Source organism: Paenibacillus radicis (ex Xue et al. 2023), assembly GCF_024722015.1.
Classification (GTDB): Bacteria; Bacillota; Bacilli; order Paenibacillales; family NBRC-103111; genus Paenibacillus_S.
On the sequence record NZ_JANQBD010000009.1, the window covers coordinates 100453 to 121698 of the forward strand.

The 21246-nt window shown below is 45.7% G+C and carries 24 protein-coding genes; all 24 read left to right on the top strand.

Annotated features, from left to right (window positions below):
* The first annotated feature begins 70 nt into the window (after positions 1-70).
* The 24 genes from NV381_RS13965 to NV381_RS14080 all read left to right on the top strand — a co-directional run bounded on the left by NV381_RS13965 (position 71) and on the right by NV381_RS14080 (position 20821).
* A complete protein-coding gene (locus NV381_RS13965; protein WP_258213904.1) occupies positions 71-922 on the top strand; it encodes a DUF72 domain-containing protein in 852 nt (283 codons plus the stop codon).
* A 79-nt stretch (positions 923-1001) separates the two neighbouring features.
* Entirely contained in the window at positions 1002-1631 is a 630-nt protein-coding gene (upp, locus tag NV381_RS13970) for a uracil phosphoribosyltransferase (RefSeq protein ID WP_258213905.1), read from the top strand.
* 58 nt (positions 1632-1689) lie between these two features.
* Positions 1690-2838 carry a non-hydrolyzing UDP-N-acetylglucosamine 2-epimerase gene (wecB, locus tag NV381_RS13975; protein WP_258213906.1) on the top strand — a complete coding sequence of 383 codons (1149 nt, stop codon included), beginning with the start codon at positions 1690-1692 and terminating at the stop codon, positions 2836-2838.
* A gap of 175 nt (positions 2839-3013) precedes the next feature.
* Positions 3014-3235: an AtpZ/AtpI family protein gene (locus tag NV381_RS13980; protein WP_258213907.1), complete on the top strand. Its 222-nt coding sequence runs from the start codon at positions 3014-3016 to the stop codon at positions 3233-3235.
* Positions 3235-3630, top strand: coding sequence for an ATP synthase subunit I (locus tag NV381_RS13985; protein ID WP_258213908.1), 396 nt, complete (start codon positions 3235-3237; stop codon positions 3628-3630). The genes NV381_RS13980 and NV381_RS13985 overlap by 1 nt, the downstream gene beginning before the upstream one ends.
* Positions 3631-3663: 33 nt before the next feature.
* A complete protein-coding gene (gene atpB, locus NV381_RS13990) occupies positions 3664-4362 on the top strand; it encodes a F0F1 ATP synthase subunit A (RefSeq protein ID WP_258213909.1) in 699 nt (232 codons plus the stop codon).
* A gap of 80 nt (positions 4363-4442) precedes the next feature.
* The gene (gene atpE / locus NV381_RS13995) at positions 4443-4667 is read left to right on the top strand and encodes a F0F1 ATP synthase subunit C (protein WP_028550954.1); all 225 of its coding nucleotides are present in this window, start codon (positions 4443-4445) and stop codon (positions 4665-4667) included.
* An 80-nt stretch (positions 4668-4747) separates the two neighbouring features.
* On the top strand, positions 4748-5233 hold the full coding sequence (gene atpF / locus NV381_RS14000; protein WP_258213910.1) for a F0F1 ATP synthase subunit B: 486 nt from the start codon (positions 4748-4750) through the stop codon (positions 5231-5233).
* The gene (locus NV381_RS14005) at positions 5230-5781 is read left to right on the top strand and encodes a F0F1 ATP synthase subunit delta (RefSeq protein WP_258213911.1); all 552 of its coding nucleotides are present in this window, start codon (positions 5230-5232) and stop codon (positions 5779-5781) included. Before atpF ends, NV381_RS14005 begins: the two co-directional genes overlap by 4 nt.
* Positions 5782-5797: 16 nt before the next feature.
* Complete coding sequence (atpA, locus tag NV381_RS14010; RefSeq protein WP_258213912.1) at positions 5798-7315, top strand: F0F1 ATP synthase subunit alpha; 1518 nt, start codon at positions 5798-5800, stop codon at positions 7313-7315.
* Between the two features lie 138 nt (positions 7316-7453).
* Positions 7454-8311 carry an ATP synthase F1 subunit gamma gene (atpG, locus tag NV381_RS14015; RefSeq protein WP_258213913.1) on the top strand — a complete coding sequence of 286 codons (858 nt, stop codon included), beginning with the start codon at positions 7454-7456 and terminating at the stop codon, positions 8309-8311.
* A gap of 102 nt (positions 8312-8413) precedes the next feature.
* On the top strand, positions 8414-9820 hold the full coding sequence (gene atpD, locus NV381_RS14020) for a F0F1 ATP synthase subunit beta (RefSeq protein ID WP_258213914.1): 1407 nt from the start codon (positions 8414-8416) through the stop codon (positions 9818-9820).
* A gap of 140 nt (positions 9821-9960) precedes the next feature.
* Complete coding sequence (locus tag NV381_RS14025; protein ID WP_258213915.1) at positions 9961-10362, top strand: F0F1 ATP synthase subunit epsilon; 402 nt, start codon at positions 9961-9963, stop codon at positions 10360-10362.
* A 335-nt stretch (positions 10363-10697) separates the two neighbouring features.
* Positions 10698-11063, top strand: coding sequence for an NADH-quinone oxidoreductase subunit A (locus tag NV381_RS14030; protein WP_258213916.1), 366 nt, complete (start codon positions 10698-10700; stop codon positions 11061-11063).
* Complete coding sequence (locus NV381_RS14035) at positions 11048-11566, top strand: NuoB/complex I 20 kDa subunit family protein (RefSeq protein ID WP_258213917.1); 519 nt, start codon at positions 11048-11050, stop codon at positions 11564-11566. Before NV381_RS14030 ends, NV381_RS14035 begins: the two co-directional genes overlap by 16 nt.
* Positions 11563-12270, top strand: a complete 708-nt coding sequence (locus NV381_RS14040; RefSeq protein WP_258213918.1) for an NADH-quinone oxidoreductase subunit C — start codon at positions 11563-11565, stop codon at positions 12268-12270. Before NV381_RS14035 ends, NV381_RS14040 begins: the two co-directional genes overlap by 4 nt.
* A gap of 6 nt (positions 12271-12276) precedes the next feature.
* Positions 12277-13377, top strand: a complete 1101-nt coding sequence (locus NV381_RS14045; RefSeq protein ID WP_258213919.1) for an NADH-quinone oxidoreductase subunit D — start codon at positions 12277-12279, stop codon at positions 13375-13377.
* On the top strand, positions 13377-14408 hold the full coding sequence (gene nuoH, locus NV381_RS14050) for an NADH-quinone oxidoreductase subunit NuoH (RefSeq protein WP_258213920.1): 1032 nt from the start codon (positions 13377-13379) through the stop codon (positions 14406-14408). Before NV381_RS14045 ends, nuoH begins: the two co-directional genes overlap by 1 nt.
* A 67-nt stretch (positions 14409-14475) precedes the next feature.
* Positions 14476-14919 (top strand): NADH-quinone oxidoreductase subunit NuoI, encoded by a 444-nt coding sequence (nuoI, locus tag NV381_RS14055; protein ID WP_258213921.1) that lies wholly within the window; start codon positions 14476-14478, stop codon positions 14917-14919.
* A gap of 1 nt (position 14920) precedes the next feature.
* On the top strand, positions 14921-15445 hold the full coding sequence (locus NV381_RS14060) for an NADH-quinone oxidoreductase subunit J (protein ID WP_258213922.1): 525 nt from the start codon (positions 14921-14923) through the stop codon (positions 15443-15445).
* Positions 15442-15759: an NADH-quinone oxidoreductase subunit NuoK gene (nuoK, locus tag NV381_RS14065; RefSeq protein WP_258213923.1), complete on the top strand. Its 318-nt coding sequence runs from the start codon at positions 15442-15444 to the stop codon at positions 15757-15759. The genes NV381_RS14060 and nuoK overlap by 4 nt, the downstream gene beginning before the upstream one ends.
* Before the next feature lie 35 nt (positions 15760-15794).
* A complete protein-coding gene (gene nuoL, locus NV381_RS14070) occupies positions 15795-17678 on the top strand; it encodes an NADH-quinone oxidoreductase subunit L (RefSeq protein ID WP_258213924.1) in 1884 nt (627 codons plus the stop codon).
* Positions 17668-19302 carry a complex I subunit 4 family protein gene (locus NV381_RS14075; protein WP_258213925.1) on the top strand — a complete coding sequence of 545 codons (1635 nt, stop codon included), beginning with the start codon at positions 17668-17670 and terminating at the stop codon, positions 19300-19302. Before nuoL ends, NV381_RS14075 begins: the two co-directional genes overlap by 11 nt.
* Before the next feature lie 43 nt (positions 19303-19345).
* Positions 19346-20821, top strand: coding sequence for an NADH-quinone oxidoreductase subunit N (locus NV381_RS14080; protein WP_258214058.1), 1476 nt, complete (start codon positions 19346-19348; stop codon positions 20819-20821).
* Positions 20822-21246 lie beyond the last annotated feature (425 nt).

Consider the following 21246-nt stretch of genomic DNA (forward strand, 5'->3'; position numbering starts at 1 on the left):
CGCAAATGCGTCGGCTTTTTTCTACAAAGAACAGGAGAGAGAAGGATACACGGCTAAGGAGGGTGTGACTATGATATGTATCGGTTTAGCAGGATGGGGAGATCATGATGGGCTTTATGAGAAGGGTGCCGTCAAGCCAGAGGATAAATTGAAGGTATATAGCAGGCATTTTTCCGTAGTTGAAGTGGATAGTTCTTTTTATGCAGTGCTGCAGGAGAAGACATTCAGCCGTTGGGTGAATGAAACAGCGCAGGATTTTTCCTTTATTGTCAAAGCTTATCAAGGTATGACAGGACATCTGAGAGGGAAGAACCCGTTCACGGATGATGATTCGATGTACAAGGCTTTTTGCGAGTCGATTCGTCCAGTTAAGGAGAGCGGGAAGTTAAAAGCTGTGCTGTTTCAATACCCTCCCTGGTTTGACTGCTCACGAAGCAATGTGGATATACTTCGAGGTGTAAGGGAGCGTATGAAGAACTATCCGGTTGCCCTCGAATTTCGGAATCAAAGCTGGTTTACCGAAGAAACAAGAGAGAAGACGCTTGCCTTCATGCACCGAGAGCAATGGGTTCACAGTATTTGTGACGAACCCCAAGCTGGGATTGGATCAGTGCCTGCTGTGCTTGTTCCAACAAGCCCGAGGCAGACTATCGTGCGTATGCATGGCAGGAATGCTTCCGGATGGAATCAAAATGGCAATCCCAATTGGAGAGCAACACGGTACTTGTATCGATATAACGAGCAGGAGCTTACAGAGTGGAGAGATAACCTGCTGCGTCTTAGTGAGCAGACCGAAGAGCTCTACGTTATTTTTAACAATAACTCGGGTGGCGATGCTGCTGAGAATGCCAAGGAGCTCATGAAGCTTCTAGGGATGAATCCCGAAGGGCTTGCCCCGCGCCAGCTGGAACTATTCGAATAATTCGGTTTTGAAACTTGCTAGGATAACAAAGGACAATTGTGGTATAATACATAAGATTTGGCGTAAAGGGGAATGAATAATGGGAAAAGTATATGTGTGTGACCACCCGCTTATTCAGCATAAGCTGACTTACATACGGGATGAAGCCACAACAACCAAAGATTTTCGCGAGCTTGTTGATGAAGTGGCAACACTGATGGCATATGAGATTACAAGAGATATTCCTTTGCAAAAGGTGCAGGTTAAAACCCCTGTCGCTACAGCTGAGTGCAAGGTGATTTCGGGGCGAATGCTCGGACTAATTCCTATTCTGCGCGCGGGTCTTGGCATGGTTGACGGGATATTGAACCTCGTGCCGGCAGCTAAAGTAGGGCATATCGGATTGTATCGCGATCCGGAAACCTTGCAGCCTATTGAATATTATGCCAAGCTGCCTACCGATGTGCAGGAGCGGGAATTAATTGTTATTGATCCGATGCTCGCCACTGGCGGTTCGGCCAATGCGGCAATTGCTGCGTTAAAGGCGAGGAACTGCACACAGCTGAAGCTGATGTGTCTGATTGCAGCTCCTGAAGGCATTCAAGCGGTACAAAAAGAGCACCCGGACGTGGATATATATGTGGCAGCTATAGACGACTATTTGGATGACCACGGTTACATCATACCTGGTTTGGGTGACGCGGGAGACCGCTTGTTCGGAACCAAGTAGTAAATATGCCGTATAACTTACTGTTTAAGTGATTATGAAGTAGGGGGGAAGAGGGACTTTGAATACAAACAAGATTAAAGTCTTAACGATCTTCGGCACACGGCCAGAAGCAACGAAGATGGCTCCGCTTGTTAAAGAGTTGGAAAAGCACTCGGATCAGATCGAATCGATCGTTTGCGTAACGGCACAGCACAGGCAACTGCTCGACACGGTGCTCGAATTTTTCGAAATTAAACCGCAATATGATCTGGATGTTATGAAGGACGGGCAAACATTAAGTGAGGTTTCGGTTCGCGTTCTGCAGGGACTCAATCCGGTATTGAAAGAAGCGAAGCCGGATTTGATTCTGGTTCACGGCGATACCTCGACGACATTTCTCGCCAGCTATGCCGCATTTATTTTGCAAATAAAAATTGGACATGTGGAAGCGGGGCTTCGTACCTGGAACAAGATGTCTCCATATCCCGAAGAAATGAACCGTCAATTGACCGGTGTTATGAGCGATCTGCACTTCTCGCCGACAGATTTATCGGCGGACAACCTCCGCAGGGAGAATAAGCCCGAAGAAGGCATCTTTATTACAGGGAATACGGCTGTCGATCTGCTGTCTTATACAGTTCGAGACAACTACTCGCATCCTGTACTCGAATGGGCCAAAGGTAAACGCCTGATTCTGATGACGGCGCATCGCCGGGAATCTCAGGGCGAACCGCACCGTCAGGTTTTCCGTGCAGTAAAGCGGTTGGCCGATGAGTTTGAAGACATCGCCATCGTGTATCCTGTTCACCCAAGCCCGGCTGTGAAAGGCCCGGCATACGAATACCTGGATGGACATCCACGCATTAAATTGATTGACCCGCTGGATGTTGTTGATTTGCACAATCTGTATCCGCATACGCATATGATTCTGACCGACTCCGGAGGCTTGCAGGAAGAAGCTCCTTCGTTTGGGGTTCCAGTGCTGGTGCTTCGGGAAACAACGGAGCGTCCTGAAGGTATTGATGCAGGCACGTTGGAGCTTGTAGGGACGGATGAAGATCATGTGTTCGAGCGTGCTCGCACGCTGCTAACCGATGCCTCCTTGTACGAAAAAATGAGCCAATCGGCGAACCCGTACGGAGACGGAAAAGCGTCTGAACGTATCGTTCAAGCCATCCTTTTCCATTTCGGAAAGGGTGCTTCAAGACCGGATCCGTTCCAACCGTGACAATCCTATGACAAACGTCATAGCATACAGTTACACTGTTTGGTTTGAAAGTGAAAAAAACGTTGATGTGACAGCGTTTTTTGAGATTTTCATACACAGTTGTTTGGAGAGAACCACAATTGACAAACATCGCGTTGCTTCGTTACAATAAGTGAGGATTATCAGGAGGGTGTCTATGAAACAGCCAAACCGCAATGATAATCCATGGAAAGCCGCTGCATTAACGAGCGCTATCGGTATCGACCTTGTCGTATGCTTACTGGCCGGGTATTGGCTCGGAGATTGGTTAAGCCATATGCTAGGCGGTCAGTTGTGGCTGCTAGGAGGCTTTCTGTTGGGGCTTGTGTCAGCTATTATTAGCATTTATTTTATGATCAAGCAATACGGAGGGCTATGATGGATGATTTTTCGGCCCATCTGAAAACGGTTCAAAATGTCTTTCTTTTCTTCTTATCCTTTTGTCTGGTGTCTTGGGCAATTTTCGAGGATTTTCGACCCTATTCTGCAGGGTTAATGCTGGGCTCGATTGCCAGTATGATTAATGCGAGGTATCTTGCATGGAAAATACTCAGGCTTTCCGAAAAAGTTATCAAAGCTTCACTTGAGCAACAGGTTCCTCGCAAGGCAACCATAGGCTTTCTGACTAGGGCGGCAATTGCGGGCTTGGCTGGGCTTATTGCGGTCCGGTATCCGGAGCATATCGCTTTACCCACAACCATTGCCGGATACTTTTTCGCTCAATTGGCAACACTCGTATTGGGTATTCTTTCTATTAAAAGATCCAAGAAGTAAATCCATTCGTGGAAAGGGGTGAAAAGGGAAAACATGGAACATAAAGTACCGGGGATAGAGTTATTTGGTCTCCACTTCGATCTGTCAGCACTTCTTATGATCGCAGTGACCAGTATTTTCGTATTAATACTTGCCATATCCGGAGCTAGTAAGGGGTCCGTTACGAATCCGTCGAAGCTGCAAAACTTTATGGAGTGGGTTGTAGAGTTTGTGGAAGGAATCGTAGGAAGCACTATTGGTTCTAAGCATGGAAAACCGTTTATCGCGTTAGGGCTAACGCTTATCATGTACATTTTTATTGGCAACATGTTAGGACTTCCGTTCTCAATCGTTACTTCAGATCACGTTTCCTGGTGGAAATCGCCGACGGCGGATATTGCTGTAACAGGCGGTCTTACTGTTATCGTTATTGGACTTAGCCACTACTTAGGTATAACTCGAAATACCAAGCATTACTTTGCTCATTACTTCGAGTACAAAGGGGCTATGCTTCCACTGCATTTAATTGAAGTGGTATCTAAGCCGCTGACACTTGCTTTTCGTCTATACGGTAATATTTATGCAGGTGAAATAATGATTTCTGTCATCTTGGGGGCAAGCTGGTTTGGAATTGCGCCTCTGTTTGTATGGCAGGGCTTCAGTGTGTTCGTAGGTGCGATTCAAGCATTCGTATTTACGATGCTGACGATGGTTTATATTTCACAAACATTGATCCACGAAGAGGGTCACTAAAAAGCAAGACTTACCTCGGGTAGTCTCGAGTCACTTTATAAATACAAAAAACTTTACGAAATTAAGGGAGGATTTTCTCAATGGGAGCTTTAGCATTAGTAGCAGCAGCAATCGTATTCGGTTTGGGAGCACTTGGTGCAGGTATTGGTAACGGTTTGATCGTAGGTCGCGCTTTGGAAGGTATTTCCCGTCAGCCTGAACTTCGTGGTACTTTGCAAACAACTATGTTTATCGGTGTAGGTTTGGTTGAGGCTATGCCCGTTGTAGCTTTGGTTCTTGCGTTCATCTTGATGGGCCAAGCTTAAGAATAATTCGTTTGGCGGGGATGGCGCAGTAGCCTCCACGCCTTCGTTTTGCCCACGTTATCAGAAGGGAGTGACGTTACTTGCATATTGAATGGACAACGTTTTTTATTCAAATCATAGCCTTCTTGATTTTGTACCTTTTGCTGCAAAAACTTGCGTTCGGTCCTTTGTTTGGAATGATGGAAAAACGCAGACAGCTTGTTAAGGATCAAATTCAAACAGCTGAAAATAACCGTAAACAATCCGAGCAACTGTTAGAGGAGCAAAAACAAGCTCTACAGGCAACTCGTAAAGAAGCACATGATATTATTGAACAAGCTAAACAAACAAGCTCCAAGCAAGCTGATGACATTATTGCTGCAGCTCGCGTAGAGGCGACTCGCGTGAAAGAAGAAGCGATTCGTGATATCGAAAGTGAGAAAAATAAGGCGGTTGCCGCCCTTCGCAGTCAAGTCAGCGCGATGTCCGTGCTGATTGCTTCCAAAATTATTGAGAAGCAAATTGATGAGAAGTCCCAGGAACAGTTGGTTGAGCATTACCTGAAAGAGGTAGGAGGCAATCAATGAGCCAGGATACCGTTGTAGCCAAAAGATATGCGAGAGCTCTGTTTGAGCTCGCTCAAGAGCAAAATAAGATCGCTGCGGTTGAAGAAGAATTGAAAGCCGTAGTTTCAGTAATGCAGGATAATACGGACTTTGAGAAACTAATCAAACATCCGGGGCTTGGTGCGGAATCAAAAACAGCGTTGTTGAAAAATGTCTTCGAAAGTCAGCTTTCGGAGATCACGTTCAACACCCTGCTGCTTCTTGTCGAAAAAGGTAGAGAAGACTTACTGGAAGCACTCGTGAATTATTATGTTACGATTGCAAGTGATGCTCTTGGCCAAGCACAAGCGACTGTTTACACACCGGTGGAATTGTCTGAAGCGGATCTAAGTCACATTTCCGCAACGTTCAGCAATTTAACAGGTAAACAAATCCGTGTTGTATCGGTTCTCGATAAAAGCTTGCTTGGCGGAATTAAAGTCCGCATCGGCGACCGTCTGTATGACGGAAGCTTGTCCGGCAAGCTTGAGCGGTTAGAAAAAACGTTGAATCAAACTCAAGCACTGTAGATAGGGGTGAGGAAAGTTGAGTATCAGACCGGAAGAAATCAGCACGCTGATTAAACAGCAGATTGAACAATATAAATCGGACATTCAAGTAGTGGACGTAGGTACGGTCATTACAGTCGGTGACGGGGTTGCCCGTGCACACGGTCTTGAGAATGTTATGGCAGGGGAACTACTTGAGTTTCCGAACGGCGTATTGGGATACGCCTTTAACTTGGAAGAAAGCAACGTAGGTATCGTTATTTTGGGACCTTTCACGGATATTCGTGAAGGCGACCAAGTGAAACGTACTGGCCGCATTATGGAAGTACCTGTAGGTGAAGAATTGATCGGACGCGTAGTTAATGCGCTTGGTCAACCGGTTGACGGCAACGGCCCGCTTAACACGACGAGTTCTCGTCCTGTTGAATCTCCGGCACCTGGTGTTATGGCTCGTAAATCCGTTTTCGAACCTATGCAAACAGGAATTAAAGCAATTGACGCAATGATTCCAGTTGGTCGTGGTCAACGTGAGTTGATCATCGGTGACCGTCAAACTGGTAAAACTGCGATTGCTATCGATACCATCATCAACCAAAAAGGTAACGGCGTGAAATGTATTTACGTTGCTATCGGTCAAAAGCAATCCACTGTAGTTAACGTGGTTGAAACCTTGCGTCGTGCTGGAGCTATGGATTATACAATCGTCGTAACGGCGAGTGCTTCCGAGCCTGCTCCGATGCTATGGCTTGCTCCTTATGCAGGCTGCGCAATGGGTGAATACTTCATGTACAAAGGCGAGCACGTTCTAATCATCTACGATGACTTGTCCAAACAAGCGGCTGCATACCGTGAGTTGTCCTTGTTGCTTCGTCGCCCACCGGGTCGGGAAGCTTATCCAGGGGACGTTTTCTACTTGCATTCCCGTTTGCTGGAGCGTTCAGCGAAATTGAGCGATGAGCTTGGCGGCGGTTCTATTACGGCGCTTCCGTTCATCGAAACACAAGCTGGGGACGTATCAGCTTATATTCCGACAAACGTAATCTCGATTACGGATGGTCAAATCTTCTTGGAGTCGGACCTGTTCTATTCCGGTCAACGTCCGGCGGTTAACGTCGGTATCTCCGTATCCCGGGTAGGTAGCTCCGCTCAAATTAAAGCGATGAAAAAGGTTGCCGGTACGCTCAAGACTGACCTTGCTCAATACCGTGAGTTAGCTGCGTTCGCAGCGTTCGGTTCCGATTTGGATAAAGCAACGCAAACTCGTTTGAACCGTGGTTTGCGCACATTGGAAATTTTGAAACAAGGTGTTCACCAACCGCTATCCGTTGAGAAACAAGTAGTTTCCATCTATACGGTTGTAAGAGGACATCTGGACGAAACTCCTGTACAGGATATTCGTCGTTTCGAAGCTGAATTCTTGGCATTCTTGGATTCCAACCGTCCTGAAATTTTCCAAAGCATCCGCGACACGAAAGATTTGACTGCGGATAATGAGAAAGCTTTGAAAGACGCGATTGCGCAATTCCAAAAAAGCTTCGCAACATCAGCAGAATAGTATTAATTAAAGACCTCGAGCTTCTTTGTTTAGAAGCTCGAGGTTCATATAGTGGAATATAAGGGATTAGTTATTTATCAGGCTTTTCGAGTGAAGGCTTTTCTAAGCAGAAAAGCTTCGAGAGAGAGGTGAGCAAGCATGGCAAAAGGGATGCGCGAAATTAAGCGCCAAATCAAGTCCGTACAGAACACGAAGCAAATCACCAAGGCAATGGAAATGGTGGCTGCATCGAGGCTAAGAAGAGCCCAAGCATCCGCTGAGGCTGCACGTCCTTACGCCGATAAGCTGAAGGAAGTGGTAGGCAGCATTGCAGCAGGAACTAAGGGTGTTAAGCATCCAATGCTGCAAACTCGCGAGGTTAAGAAGACGGGTTATCTCGTTGTTACTTCAGATCGGGGATTGGCTGGCGGTTACAATGCCAACGTACTTCGTAGAGTAATGCAGGAGATCAAAGAAAATCACAAATCACCTAGTGAATATGCGATTTTTGTAATCGGGCGTAAAGGCAGAGACTACTTCCGCAATCGTAATATTGCAATTGTTGAAGAGGTAACTGGTATTCCGGATTCTCCTAGCTTCTCGGATATAAAAGCAATAGCTGCTTCTGCAGTGAAAAAGTTCGAGGATGGTTCTTACGACAAGCTGTATCTGGTTTATAACAGATTTGTTAATGCAATCACCCAAGAACCAACGTTAAAGCAGCTTTTACCAATGGCAGATATGGGTGGAACAGCAGTATCTAACTATGAGTATGAACCTTCAGCAGAAGGAGTACTTGAAGTGCTGCTGCCTAAATATGCAGAAACATTGATCTATAGCGCGGTATTGGAAGGCAAAGCTAGTGAGTTCGGTGCGAGAATGACGGCTATGAACAATGCTACGAAAAATGCGACGAAGATGATTAGCTCGTTGACTCTGGTTTACAACCGGGCTCGTCAGGCTTCCATCACACAGGAAATTTCGGAGATTGTTGCCGGTGCGAACGCACAAAGCTAAGATCTGAGAATCGCTTACGAAGCGGCTATATTCATGAACTGAGCATAGTATCGCTTACGAAGGTAGTTTTGCTTAAAGCAAAACTCGAAGGAGGAGAAAACAGTGAGCAAAGGACGCGTTGTTAATATAACAGGTCCGGTTGTCGACATTGAGTTTGAACGTGGACAATTACCTGAAATTTTAAATGCGATTAAAATTGAAAGAAAAGCTGAAAAAGCTGGCGAACAAGACATTCAACTAACAGTTGAAGCTGCGGTACATTTGGGCGACAACCTAGTTCGTTGCGTAGCTATGTCGACAACTGACGGTTTGGTGCGTGGTACGGAAGCAGTAGATACAGGAGCAGCTATTTCTGTACCTGTAGGTGCAGCTACACTTGGTCGTGTATTTAACGTATTGGGTAATCCAATCGACGGTAATACAGAAGTGGATCGCACTTTGACGAGCCCTATTCACAAAAGCGCACCTGCGTTCGAGAACTTGTCGACGCAAGCGGAAATTTTGGAAACAGGTATCAAGGTTATCGACTTGATGGCTCCTTATGTTAAAGGCGGTAAAATTGGTTTGTTCGGTGGTGCCGGTGTAGGTAAAACCGTAACGATGCAAGAATTGATTCACAATATCGCATCCGAGCACGGCGGTATCTCCGTATTTGCTGGTGTTGGTGAGAGAACACGTGAAGGTAATGACTTGTATCATGAGATGAAAGAGTCCGGCGTTATTGAAAAAACAGCGATGGTTTTCGGTCAAATGAACGAACCTCCAGGCGCTCGTCTTCGTGTAGCTTTGTCGGGTCTGACTATGGCGGAATATTTCCGTGATGAAGAAGGCCGTGACGTGCTATTGTTTATCGATAACATCTTCCGCTTTACACAAGCGGGCTCCGAGGTATCCGCGCTTCTTGGCCGTATGCCTTCCGCGGTAGGTTACCAGCCAACGCTGGCAACTGAGATGGGTCAATTGCAAGAGCGTATCACATCAACGAAAAAAGGTTCCGTAACGTCGATTCAAGCGATCTACGTTCCTGCGGATGACTATACGGATCCGGCTCCTGCTACGGCGTTTGCCCACTTGGATGCAACGACGAACTTGGAGCGTGGTATCGCAGCTATGGGTATTTTCCCGGCGGTTGATCCACTTGCTTCTTCTTCCCGTATTTTGACTCCGGAAGTTGTTGGCGAAGAGCACTACGCAGTAGCACAAGGTGTTAAGAAAACTTTGCAGCGCTATAAAGAGCTGCTTGATATTATCGCGATCCTTGGTATGGACGAGTTGTCCGAGGAAGACAAACAAACGGTTTACCGCGCTAGACGTATTCAATTGTTCTTTGCCCAACCGCTTCACGTGGCAGAGGCGTTTAACGGTATTCCTGGTCTATTCGTACCAATCAAAGAAACGGTTCGCAGCTTCAAAGAAATTCTTGAAGGCAAGCATGACAACCTTCCAGAACCAGCATTCCATAACGTGGGTGCAATCGAACAAGCTATTGAGAAAGCAAAAACAATGTAATATATAGAATCAGGTCGCCGGCCGTTCTGCGCGAATGTCCGGCGAACTTATGCTTACACCATGCAGGCTTTCCTTATGGAGAGCTCAGCAAATGCTTACGAAGTTAAGCTTTCTAACGAAAGCTCTTAGGAGGAGTCCAAGTGAGTACTTTCCTACTGGAGATTGTTACCCCTGAACGTAAAGTGTACGCCGAACAGGTGAACATGATTAGTGTAAAGGGATCAGAAGGAGAGCTTGGTATTCTGCCGAACCACATTCCTTTAGTTACTCCATTAAAAGTCGCACCGGTTATCGTGAAACAGAACGGTCAAGCACATTATATCGCGGTGAACGGTGGATTTATGGAAGTCCGCAAGGATAAAGTGGTTATTCTGGCGGAAAGCGCCGAGCTACCGGAACAAATAGATGTTGATCGCGCCAAAGAGGCGAAATCTCGTGCTGAAAAGCGGATAGCATCGAAACAGAGTGAAACTGATCTCAAACGCGCCGAGTTAGCTTTATTAAAAGCTGTGAATCGGATTGAAGTTTCTGGGAGAAAATAAGCTTTGGAACAGAAGAAATGACGAGGGAACTCAGGTTCCTTCGTCTTTTTTCTTTGAATAGAAAATAAAAGCTCGCATGCTTGGATTGAGACATTTGTTATTAAAGGAAATATTAGACACTCCAACGGCCTTTTGATATAATTGTGGAGGTATAAATAACTTAAGATGTGTGATTGAATAGGGTTTGTTCATCCAGGAAATATGAGCAAATGTAACTTGGGCACGCTTACACGTTTTCAAGCTTACAGGGTATTGCCTTCTCCTCACCAAAGCCCATCATCACATCTCGAGTACAGAACATATTCTTCAATATTATGGGAGGAGATTCGTTCACGATGTACATGAACAATTACGTGGTCGTATCCATTTTTCTCATCTTGGGCGTATTGCTTCCCATCGTAGCGCTTACATTTGGACGTCTACTACGTCCTCACAAGCCAGTGGAAGAGAAATACACCACCTATGAAAGCGGTAATGAGCCTGTTGGCGATAGCCATGTACGGTTTAATATCCGTTATTATTTGTTTGCTTTGATGTTCGTAATATTCGATGTTGAAACTGTATTTTTGTATCCGTGGGCCGTTGCATATAAGCAACTCGGCTTGTTTGCGCTTGTTGAGATGTGTATATTTGTGGGGCTTTTAGTGGTTGGACTAATCTACGCTTGGAAAAAGAAGGTGCTGCAATGGACTTCAATCTAGAGTCAATTTCCCCTGAAGAACGACAAGAACTAGAACGTAACGTTTTTATGACCACGTTGGAGCAGGTTAAGGGTTGGGCAAGAAGCAACTCATTGTGGCCATTGACGTTCGGTTTGGCTTGCTGTGCCATAGAGATGATGGGCACTGGGGGTTCCCATTATGATTTAGACAGATTCGGAGTCATATTCCGGACCTCACCGCGGCAATCAGACGTAATGATTGTTGCAGGTACCGTTACGAAGAAGATGGCGCCGTTGCTTAGACGTCTGTATGACCAAATGCCAGAGCCTAAATGGGTAATAGCTATGGGATCCTGTGCTACCGCGGGCGGGCCTTATGTTAAATCTTATGCAGTAGTTAAGGGAGTCGATCAGGTTGTGCCGGTCGATGTCTATATTCCAGGCTGTCCGCCAAATCCGGCCGCACTGATCTATGGGATTAACAAGCTTCAGGAAAAAATTCGTTATGAAGCGAAAACCGGTAAGCAGGTGACCAATCGATGAGCGAAGAATCAAAAAAGGATGACTCTCAGCAGCCGACTGAGGTAACAGCCGAAACTGCGGCTGTACCTTCCGTTGAAGAAAAGTCTGCTGCTGCCGATAAAGCAGTGCCTACGGATGAGGAAAAGGAAGCTAAGGCCAAGGCCGCTGCGGAAGCGCGTGCGGCAAGGGCCAGTGCAAGAGCAAAGAAACCCGAAGCCGATGAGGATGCTGCTCCGAAAGAACCTTCACCACTTCAGCCGAGGCTGGATTATTTCGTGAAGCTTATTAAAGAAGCTATGGGAGACGACACGGTTCAGGAAGCTTTCATCAATGAGAAAGATGCCCACCTGCCTTGCGTTGTGCTTAAGAACGAAAGTTGGTTTGAAACAGCCGAGCTCCTCAAGAGCCATAGTGAACTAAAGTTAAATTACATGCGGAATGTATCAGGTGTCGATTATGAGACCTATATGGAAGTTGTATACCATTTGCTGTCACTGGAGACCAAGCACGAATATTGCGTCAAAATTAAAACAGATCGCGAGGCTCCGAGCGTTCCATCCGTGACATCCGTATGGCAGACAGCCGATTGGAATGAGCGGGAAATTTACGATTTATTAGGTATTGACTTCCCGGGACATCCGGACTTGAGAAGAATCATGATGTCTGACGATTGGGTCGGCCATCCTTTGCGCAAAGACTATGAACCGCTTGACCCGGAGGTGTAGAGTCTCTTGATAAGAACTGAAGAACTGTTATTGAACGTAGGGCCTCAGCATCCTAGTACTCATGGAGTATTTCGGATTGTGGTCAAGCTGGATGGAGAAATCATCACGCATGCCGATCCTGTCATGGGCTATTTGCACAGAGGAACTGAAAAGTTAGCGGAAAATTTAAATTACACGCAAATTATTCCTTACACGGACCGTATGGATTATGTATCCGCTATGACGAATAATTACGTGCTCGTTCATGCAGTTGAGAAGCTGATGGGCTTGGAAATTCCAGAGCGTGCCGACTTTTTGCGTTTAATTGTCATGGAACTGCAACGAGTCGCTAGTCATTTGGTATGGTGGGGTACATATTTATTAGATATCGGTGCCATGAGCCCGTTTCTATTCGCCTTCCGCGACAGGGAAATCATCATTGATCTATTCAATGAGCTGTGCGGCGCACGCCTTACTTATAATTACATGCGCGTAGGCGGAGTGAAATGGGATGCACCGGAAGGCTGGATTGAGAAGGTTCGCAAGTTCGTACCGTATATGCGCAGCAAATTAGACGAGTATACCAATTTGGTTAGCGGGAATGAAATATTTTTGGCAAGGATTAGAGGAATCGGAAAGTACGATGCGGAAACGGCAATTGCTTATGGCTTAAGTGGCGCCAACCTACGTTGTACTGGAGTCAATTGGGATATCCGGAAGGATCAGCCATACAGCTTGTACAGCCGTTTCGATTTTGATGTACCGGTAGGTGTGAATGGCGATTGCTACGAGCGTTACTTGCTTCGCTTTGAAGAAATGAGACAATCCTTGCGTATACTCGAGCAAGCAGTCGAACAGTTCCCGGCTGAGGGAGAAACGATGGGCAAAGTGCCTCGTGTGCTTCGGGCGCCTGAGGGCGAAGTTTATGCACGTATTGAATCGCCGCGCGGCGAGATTGGCTGTTACATCGTTTCCAAAGGGAAAGATAAGCCGTATCGCTTGAAGTTCCGCAGACCTTCGTTTGTCAATTTGCAAATTTTACCGAAGCTGCTGGTCGGAGAAACGATGACGAATATGATTACAATACTCGGAGGCATTGATATTGTCGTCGGGGAGGTGGACTGCTGATGGGTGGCTTTTTGCAGGAGCAGTTAACATGGATGAATTTCGGTATATTTTTCGCATGGGGCGTAGTAATGTTGTTGGTCGTATTAGGTTTTGTTACGTATGCGATCTACTTCGAGCGTAAAGTTATCGGATGGATGCAGATGCGTATCGGGCCGAACCGGGTTGGGCCGCTGGGGCTATTGCAAAGTGTAGCGGACGTTACCAAGCTTCTAATTAAAGAGGATACCATTCCTAAGAAGGCGGAAAGAGAGCTGTTCATGCTGGCTCCGATTATTACTTTTATTCCGGCCTTTGCGGTTATTGCCGTTATACCTTTTAGCCAAAGCTTGATCAGTACGAATATGAACGCAGGCTTGCTCTATTATGTTGCACTATCTGGCATTTCAACGATAGGTATCATACTTGGCGGATGGGCTTCCAATAATAAATATGCTTTAATAGGCGGGATGCGTTCCGCGGCACAGATGATCAGCTATGAAATTCCACTGGTTATTTCGGTTATAGGGGTTATCATGACGACGGGAAGCCTAAACCTTAACGTCATTGCGAACGCGCAAGCAGGAGGATTCTGGCATTGGAACTTCCTTCCCCAAATCATCGGATTTGTTGTATTCGTAATAGCAGGGGTATCCGAGCTTAACCGGACGCCATTTGACTTGCCTGAGGCCGAGTCGGAGCTGGTTGCAGGTTACCATGTAGAGTATAGCGGCTTTCGCTTTGCATTCTTTATGCTGGCGGAGTATGTATATGTATTTGCTATTGCGGGGCTAACGACCACTTTATTTTTGGGCAGCTGGCATTCGCCGTTCCCGTTCCTTGATTTTATACCAGGGCTAGTATGGTTCCTGCTGAAATTTTCAGCGATCGTATTTTTCTTGTTCTGGATTCGCGCCACATTACCTAGAATACGTGTTGACCAGCTTATGGGTTTCGGATGGAAGGTTCTGCTTCCGTTGTCGTTGATTAATATTTTTGTTACAGCGATTTATATGAGTATTGGACCGATGTTGTCCGTTTACTTTTTAAAATGACAATCCGCATCACTCATCTGAAGTAATGGTTGCACTGTAAATAATGCTTGGGAAAGGGAGAGAAAACATGAAAGGTATAGTCAAAGGTCTCGGTGTTACCCTCAAAAGCATGACCCAGAAAAAAGTGACCTACGCATATCCAGACGTACCTATGCAGATGCCGGACCGTTTCCGGGGTATTCAGTACTTTGACCCGGATAAGTGCATTGTGTGTAACCAGTGTGCGCGTATATGTCCGACGGAATGTATTACCTTGACAGGAAAAGCGAATCCCGACCCCGAGAAAAAGGGCAAGGTTATCGACACGTACGATATCAACTTTGAGTTATGCATATTATGTGACCTGTGCACGGAGGTTTGTCCGACGGAAGCTATTGTAATGACCAATAACTTCGAATTGAGTACGTACAGCCGTGATGATTTGTTCAAAAATATGGAATGGCTAAGCGAAAATACTGCGAATATACGGAAAGAAAATAACTCAGCGCTTCCGAAAGGTGGGGCCAAGTAAGATGTTAGCTAATATTGGAGCTTTCATGTCCAGCGGCGAAAATATTGCGTTTTTCGTATTTGCATTACTGGCCATCGGTGGCGCTATCTTTATGTTAAGCTTTACTAAAGTGGTGCACATGGTAGTGGCGTTAGCATTGACGTTTATAAGCATGGCAGGCTTGTACGTAATATTAGACGCTGAATTTGTGGCTTTTGTACAGGTGCTGATTTATGCTGGTGCGATTTCGATTCTGATGATATTCGGGATTATGATGACGAAGCATCAAGGGGAGGAAGAAGAACCTAAGCGTCCCGTGTACAATACACTGCTTTTTATCGGGGCAGCCGGTTTATTCGGAATTATCTTCTACGTGATTCAGACGGCGACTTTGCCTACGGGAGAGTTCAAAGCGCCGGAGGATAATACAATGGAGATCGGTAAGCTGCTGTTTAACCAGCATGTTATTCCATTTGAATTAATGTCGGTTCTGCTGACAGTAGCCTTCATTGGTGCAATTGTTATCGCAAAGAGAGAGGAGGATTGACCTTGTCCGGATTAGCAACTCCTTATTTAACGCTTGCTGCCATTTTATTCTGCATTGGGCTCTATGGAGCATTATCCAAAAAGAATGCGGTTATCGTGCTTCTATCTATTGAATTGATGCTTAACGCAGTAAACTTGAATCTTATAGCTTTCTCCAAGCTCGGTGTTAACCCGGGACTGACAGGTCAGATTTTCTCCTTGTTCAACATTACAGTCGCCGCTGCGGAAGTAGCTGTCGGCATTGCGATTCTAATTACGCTGTACCGGAATAAAGGAACGACTGACGTGAATGAAATGGATTCGTTAAAACGATAGCCAGCTTACGCAAGCTTGAAGGAGGACATAAATTCATGATATCGGCCTACTCGCAGTATGCCTGGCTTATACCTTTATTTCCATTGCTATCGTTCTTGATCCTGACGGCAATGGGACGTCAATTAAAAGAGGCAGGCTCCTACATAAGTATAATCGCTATGTTTGCTTCTTTTATTGTAGCTATGCTCATTTTTATTGAGCGGTTGGGCGGGCATATCGAAGATTATACTTGGAATAAGCTCACTTGGCTCAAGCTGGGCTCGGCTTCCTTGAACTTGGGCTTTGAGATTACCAATTTGAACGCCTTAATGCTCGTAATTGTTACGTTGGTCAGCTTGCTGGTTAATCTGTATTCCAAAGGTTACATGCAAGATGACGAGCGCATTAATGTATTTTTTGCATACATAGCCTTGTTTACCTTCTCGATGCTAGGATTGGTAATATCCGAAAACCTCGTGGAGCTGTACATTTTCTGGGAGCTTGTTGGTGTGTGTTCCTTTTTATTGGTCGGCTTCTGGTATTCGAAGCCGGAGGCGCGCGCAGCTGCGAAGAAAGCTTTTATTGTAACGAGAATTGGAGATGTCGGGCTATTAATCGCTATCTTGCTGTTGTTCTGGGCAATGCCAAACCATGCGATGGATTTCAGTTCCATTCATAATGCGTTTACAACCGGCAAAATTTCAGGAGGCCTTGCAACCTTAATTGCTATTCTTATTTTTGTAGGAGCTGCAGGAAAATCGGGTCAATTCCCACTGCACACATGGCTGCCGGATGCAATGGAAGGCCCGACGCCAATCAGTGCTCTGATCCACGCAGCAACAATGGTTGCGGCTGGTGTGTATTTGGTTGCACGTACATTTGATGTTTTTCAGGCATCACCGACGGCGCTTACTGTTGTAGCTTGTATTGGGGGCTTCACAGCAATCTTTGCGGCAACAATCGGTACTTCACAAAATGATATTAAGCGAATTCTTGCTTATTCTACGGTAAGTCAGCTTGGATATATGATGATGGCTTTGGGAATAGGTACGACGGTTGCTTATACGGCAGGTATATTCCACCTATTTACTCATGCGTTCTTTAAAGCACTGCTGTTCATGGGAGCAGGCAGCGTTATTCATGCTGTACACACTCAGAATATCCACGAAATGGGTGGAGTCGGCAGTAAAATGAAGATTACGGCGTGGACATTCGGAATAGGCACTCTGGCATTATCCGGAATTCCGCCATTTTCAGGCTTTTGGTCCAAGGATGCGATTTTAGCGGAGGCTTATACGCATAATCAATTGTTGTTCTGGGTGGGGCTTGTAGCTGCTTTTTTCACCGCATTCTACATGTCCAGACTGTTTTTCCTGGTTTTCTTCGGAAAGCCACGGCACCAAGCCCATGTTCATGAGTCACCAGCTACGATGACGATTCCGCTTGTGGTATTGGCGGTTCTTGCCGTTGTTGCGGGCTTTGTATTCACACCATTTAGTCCATGGCTAGGTACTTGGCTGACAGGGCATACGCAAGAGGAGCATGCTAATCTAGTCGTGATGATACTGTCAACACTTGCAGGTCTACTGGGCATTGGGCTTGGTTATTTGGTTTACATCAAGCGAACGATTCCAAGCGATTTGGTATCAGGTCCTGCACCATGGCTTTACCGCTTGCTTAATCGTAAATATTATATCGACGAGTTTTATGATGCAGTAATCGTAAAGCCGCTAAAGGGACTAGGCGAAGTGCTTCACCTGTTTGATACCTTCGTTGTAGACGGGGTCGTCCGGCTGATTAGCTTCTCGGTAGTAGGGATTGGACGTCTAGGCTCAAGATTGCAGAACGGCCAAGTGCAAACTTATGGATTAGTCATGCTGCTCGGGCTGCTCATATTGGTGTTGGCTTTAGCGGGAAGGAGATTTATCAATGCCGGATAATATACATATTTTGTCACTGATTGCCTTCTCTCCACTGCTGGGTGTGCTAGTACTGATGTTTATGCCTAAGCATCAAGGACAATGGATTAAAACTATCGCAATCATCGCAACACTGATTCCGTTGGCATTATCAGCATGGCTGTATGTCTCATTCAATCATCAGCTTCCAGGACCGCAGTTCTCCGAGGAACTGGGTTGGATTCAAATACCGCTCAATCATGAAGCTGGCGGATTGAATCAATTGACGTCCTTCTTTTTTGAATTTAAGTATGTGATGGCTGTGGATGGCCTATCCTTGCCGCTTGTATTTCTAACAGCTCTGGTCAGCACTATGGCTGCTCTGGCGTCTGTCTACATCAAGAAGAGATGGAAGTCTTATTATATCTTGTTCTTGCTGTTAGAAACGGGAATGTTCGGCGTGTTCATGGCACAGGATTTATTCTTGTTCTTCGTATTCTTCGAAGTGACGCTTGTTCCGATGTTTTTCCTAATTGGAATTTGGGGCTTCATTGAGCGTGAACGAGCGGCAAACAAATTCTTGATTTATAATGGAATTGGTTCTGCTATTATGCTGGTAGCTTTCTTGATTCTCATTAGTACTGCAGGGTTCGGACAAATTTCCAACGATGCCGGAACATCACTTTATTATAGCGGCAACTTGCATCTGATTATGGAAAATTTATTCCAAGGTCAAGCTTCTTTCGTTAACCAGAGCACTTTGGGAGAGGGGCCTAGCCCATTTTACCTTAGCGATGCTATGAAATGGACGCTGTTCATTATGCTGCTGGTAGCTTTCGGCATTAAGCTTCCGATATTCCCCTTTCACACCTGGATGCTTAAAGTGCATACGGAGGCTCCAACTTCCGTTGTTATGATCCACTCGGGGATTTTGCTGAAAATGGGTGCGTACGGTATGATTCGGTTCGGCATCCTGCTCTTCCCTCAGCAGGCCACGCAGTGGGCTACGGTGCTTGCGATCTTGGGAGTTATTAATATTTTGTACGGAGCTGTACTTGCTTTGGTGCAAAAAGACTTCAAGCTGGTACTAGCTTACTCCAGTATCAGCCATATGGGGATCGTTTTGCTGGGGCTTGCTGCTTTTAACACAGTGGGTATGGAAGGCGCTGTCTTCCAATTGGTATCTCATGGGCTTATCTCAGCGCTTATGTTTTTGTTAGTGGGTGCCATCTATGAAAGAACGCAGACTACGATGCTGGATGAAATTGGCGGTTTGGCCAAGAGCATTCCTTTTATCTCGGGCATCCTGCTCGTATCAGGGATGGCGTCGCTGGGACTCCCAGGCTTGTCTGGCTTTGTGAGTGAGTTCCTGGCCTTCGTTGGTTTGTTCGAAACAGCAAAAGTAATAACGGTCATTGGTACCTTAGGTGTAATTTTAACAGCGATATATGTATTGCGCGGGGTACTCAGCATAACCTATGGACCGCTCAAAGCTCCATCAGAAGTTATGAAGGACGCAAGGCTGATTGAAGCCATACCAATGATAACGTTAGTAGCTTTTATTATCGTGCTTGGGATTTATCCGGCAGTATTGACGGATCCTTTACATCAAACTGTGAGCAGCTTTGATCAATTCATCAAAAGCGTCGCTAAAATAGGAGGTTAGACCGGTGGAACAACTACGTCTCCAATGGAGCGATCTCGGATATATGGCGCCGGAGCTGACTCTGGTTATAGCTGCTGTGGTGTTGTCATTGCTAGACCTGCTGCTGCCGAAGCAAACGAACCGTACTCTGCTAGGCTGGCTTTCGCTGATTAGTATCGTAGTATCCGGACTTTTTGTGGTAAGCTATCTCAACCCGGTGGAAACGAAGCAGCTGCTTAATTTAAGCTATCGAATTGATGATTTCGGAAATATTATTAAGCTTGTCTTGTTGACCGGTGCAGGCTTCGTCACTTTTATGAGCATCGGTTCCTTGAAAAAAGATGAAATTCCGCATATTGGGGAATTTTATTATCTGCTGCTTCCGGCAACGCTAGGCGGTATGATCATGGCTTCTTCGGGAGACTTGATTACTCTCTTCGTTGGCTTGGAACTCTTAAGCATTACCTCCTACATCCTGGTGGCTATGCGTAAGAAAGATCACCGGTCTAACGAGGGAGCGTTCAAGTACATTGTCCTGGGAGGTATTTCCTCGGCAATAATTTTATACGGAATGTCCTTTCTGTACGGTATATCCGGCTCCACTAACATATCAGTAATCAATACAGTCATAGGTCAAAATGCGGAAGCGATATTGCCGTTCATCTACTTGTCTTTCTTCCTATTGTTAGCGGGCTTCTGCTTTAAAATTGCGGCAGCTCCGTTTCACATGTGGGCACCCGATGTGTATCAAGGCTCAGCAACGCCGGTTACTGCGTTTCTAGCTGTCGTCTCCAAGGCTGCTGCATTCGCCGTTATGTTCCGCATCCTTTACGGTGTATTTGGAATCGGACAATTAATGGAGCTTCCTGTTCATAAGGATGTATTGCTCTCTCTAATGGTAGTTGCTGCTTTGGCAATGGTGCTCGGTAACTTTGTAGCGCTGCGCCAAACTAACCTGAAGAGACTTCTGGCCTACTCAGGTATCGCTAATTCTGGATATTTACTTGTACCGATCGCCACTCAATTTTCGATGGTGCATTTCTCCAACTTTTCGGAGTTCGCTTTTTATCTGATTGCTTACTTGTTTATGAACATCGGGATTTTCGCTGTACTGATGATTGTTGAGCATTCTACAGGAGATGAGCAGATAAGCGGGCTGGCAGGTCTTTATTATCGTGCTCCAGGTACTGCGGTAGCTACGGTACTGCTCGTTCTATCGCTTGCGGGACTACCGTTATCGGGTGGCTTTTTCGGAAAGCTGTACATTATGCTCGGAACGCTGCAGACTCACAATTACTGGTTAGCGGCTATCATGATCGGAACAAGCGTAGTCTCCTTCTACTACTACTTTGGTTTTATTAGGCAAATGTTTATGCGCAGCGATTTTGAATCACGTGAGATTAATGTGCCGCTGCCATTGGGAATAACCTTGTGGTTATGTGCGGGGATCAGCGTGCTGCTGGGTATTGTACCGCAGTTGGTGCTGAGTTGGATTGAACGTATCTTCTCCTTAACGCAGGACTTGTTCTTTTTTGGCTAGAAGCCAGACAGAAGAAGCAGAAAGCGAATATGTATTCGCAATTACGGTTATTCGGGAAACTGATGGAACGCCACCTCTTCCCCACCCTACAAAGTGAAAATTAGGTGTTGTAGAGTCATCGGAGAGACTAGGTGGCTAGGTAATGTATGAAAAAAAGCTCAGCGATCTGCATATTGCAGACCGCTGAGCTTTTTTTTATAGATAAGAAATTATAAGTTTGCGGGGTCCCTCTAAACGTACAAATGTAGATCGAACAAGCAGATGAAAAAAGAAATAAAGGGCAGGTTTATGTGTAATGATCTTATAAATGGGTAATAGATAGGGAGAAAATAGAAGATAGCTTCTGTCCACCCGAGTTTGTTCATAAAACTTCCACTTTTTACTACGTACTTTCTATTTATCTTTTGCAGGGAAATGGTAAGGTT

Bases quoted from the DNA above. Each gene is read 5' to 3' on its own strand.
- NV381_RS13965 (WP_258213904.1), top strand. From the start codon at position 71: ATGATATGTATCGGTTTAGCAGGATGGGGAGATCATGATGGGCTTTAT.
- upp (WP_258213905.1), top strand. From the start codon at position 1,002: ATGGGAAAAGTATATGTGTGTGACCACCCGCTTATTCAGCATAAGCTG.
- NV381_RS13980 (WP_258213907.1), top strand. From the start codon at position 3,014: ATGAAACAGCCAAACCGCAATGATAATCCATGGAAAGCCGCTGCATTA.
- NV381_RS13985 (WP_258213908.1), top strand. From the start codon at position 3,235: ATGGATGATTTTTCGGCCCATCTGAAAACGGTTCAAAATGTCTTTCTT.
- atpB (WP_258213909.1), top strand. From the start codon at position 3,664: ATGGAACATAAAGTACCGGGGATAGAGTTATTTGGTCTCCACTTCGAT.
- atpE (WP_028550954.1), top strand. From the start codon at position 4,443: ATGGGAGCTTTAGCATTAGTAGCAGCAGCAATCGTATTCGGTTTGGGA.
- NV381_RS14005 (WP_258213911.1), top strand. From the start codon at position 5,230: ATGAGCCAGGATACCGTTGTAGCCAAAAGATATGCGAGAGCTCTGTTT.
- atpG (WP_258213913.1), top strand. From the start codon at position 7,454: ATGGCAAAAGGGATGCGCGAAATTAAGCGCCAAATCAAGTCCGTACAG.
- NV381_RS14030 (WP_258213916.1), top strand. From the start codon at position 10,698: ATGTACATGAACAATTACGTGGTCGTATCCATTTTTCTCATCTTGGGC.
- NV381_RS14035 (WP_258213917.1), top strand. From the start codon at position 11,048: ATGGACTTCAATCTAGAGTCAATTTCCCCTGAAGAACGACAAGAACTA.
- NV381_RS14040 (WP_258213918.1), top strand. From the start codon at position 11,563: ATGAGCGAAGAATCAAAAAAGGATGACTCTCAGCAGCCGACTGAGGTA.
- nuoH (WP_258213920.1), top strand. From the start codon at position 13,377: ATGGGTGGCTTTTTGCAGGAGCAGTTAACATGGATGAATTTCGGTATA.
- nuoI (WP_258213921.1), top strand. From the start codon at position 14,476: ATGAAAGGTATAGTCAAAGGTCTCGGTGTTACCCTCAAAAGCATGACC.
- NV381_RS14060 (WP_258213922.1), top strand. From the start codon at position 14,921: ATGTTAGCTAATATTGGAGCTTTCATGTCCAGCGGCGAAAATATTGCG.
- nuoL (WP_258213924.1), top strand. From the start codon at position 15,795: ATGATATCGGCCTACTCGCAGTATGCCTGGCTTATACCTTTATTTCCA.
- NV381_RS14075 (WP_258213925.1), top strand. From the start codon at position 17,668: ATGCCGGATAATATACATATTTTGTCACTGATTGCCTTCTCTCCACTG.
- NV381_RS14080 (WP_258214058.1), top strand. From the start codon at position 19,346: ATGGCGCCGGAGCTGACTCTGGTTATAGCTGCTGTGGTGTTGTCATTG.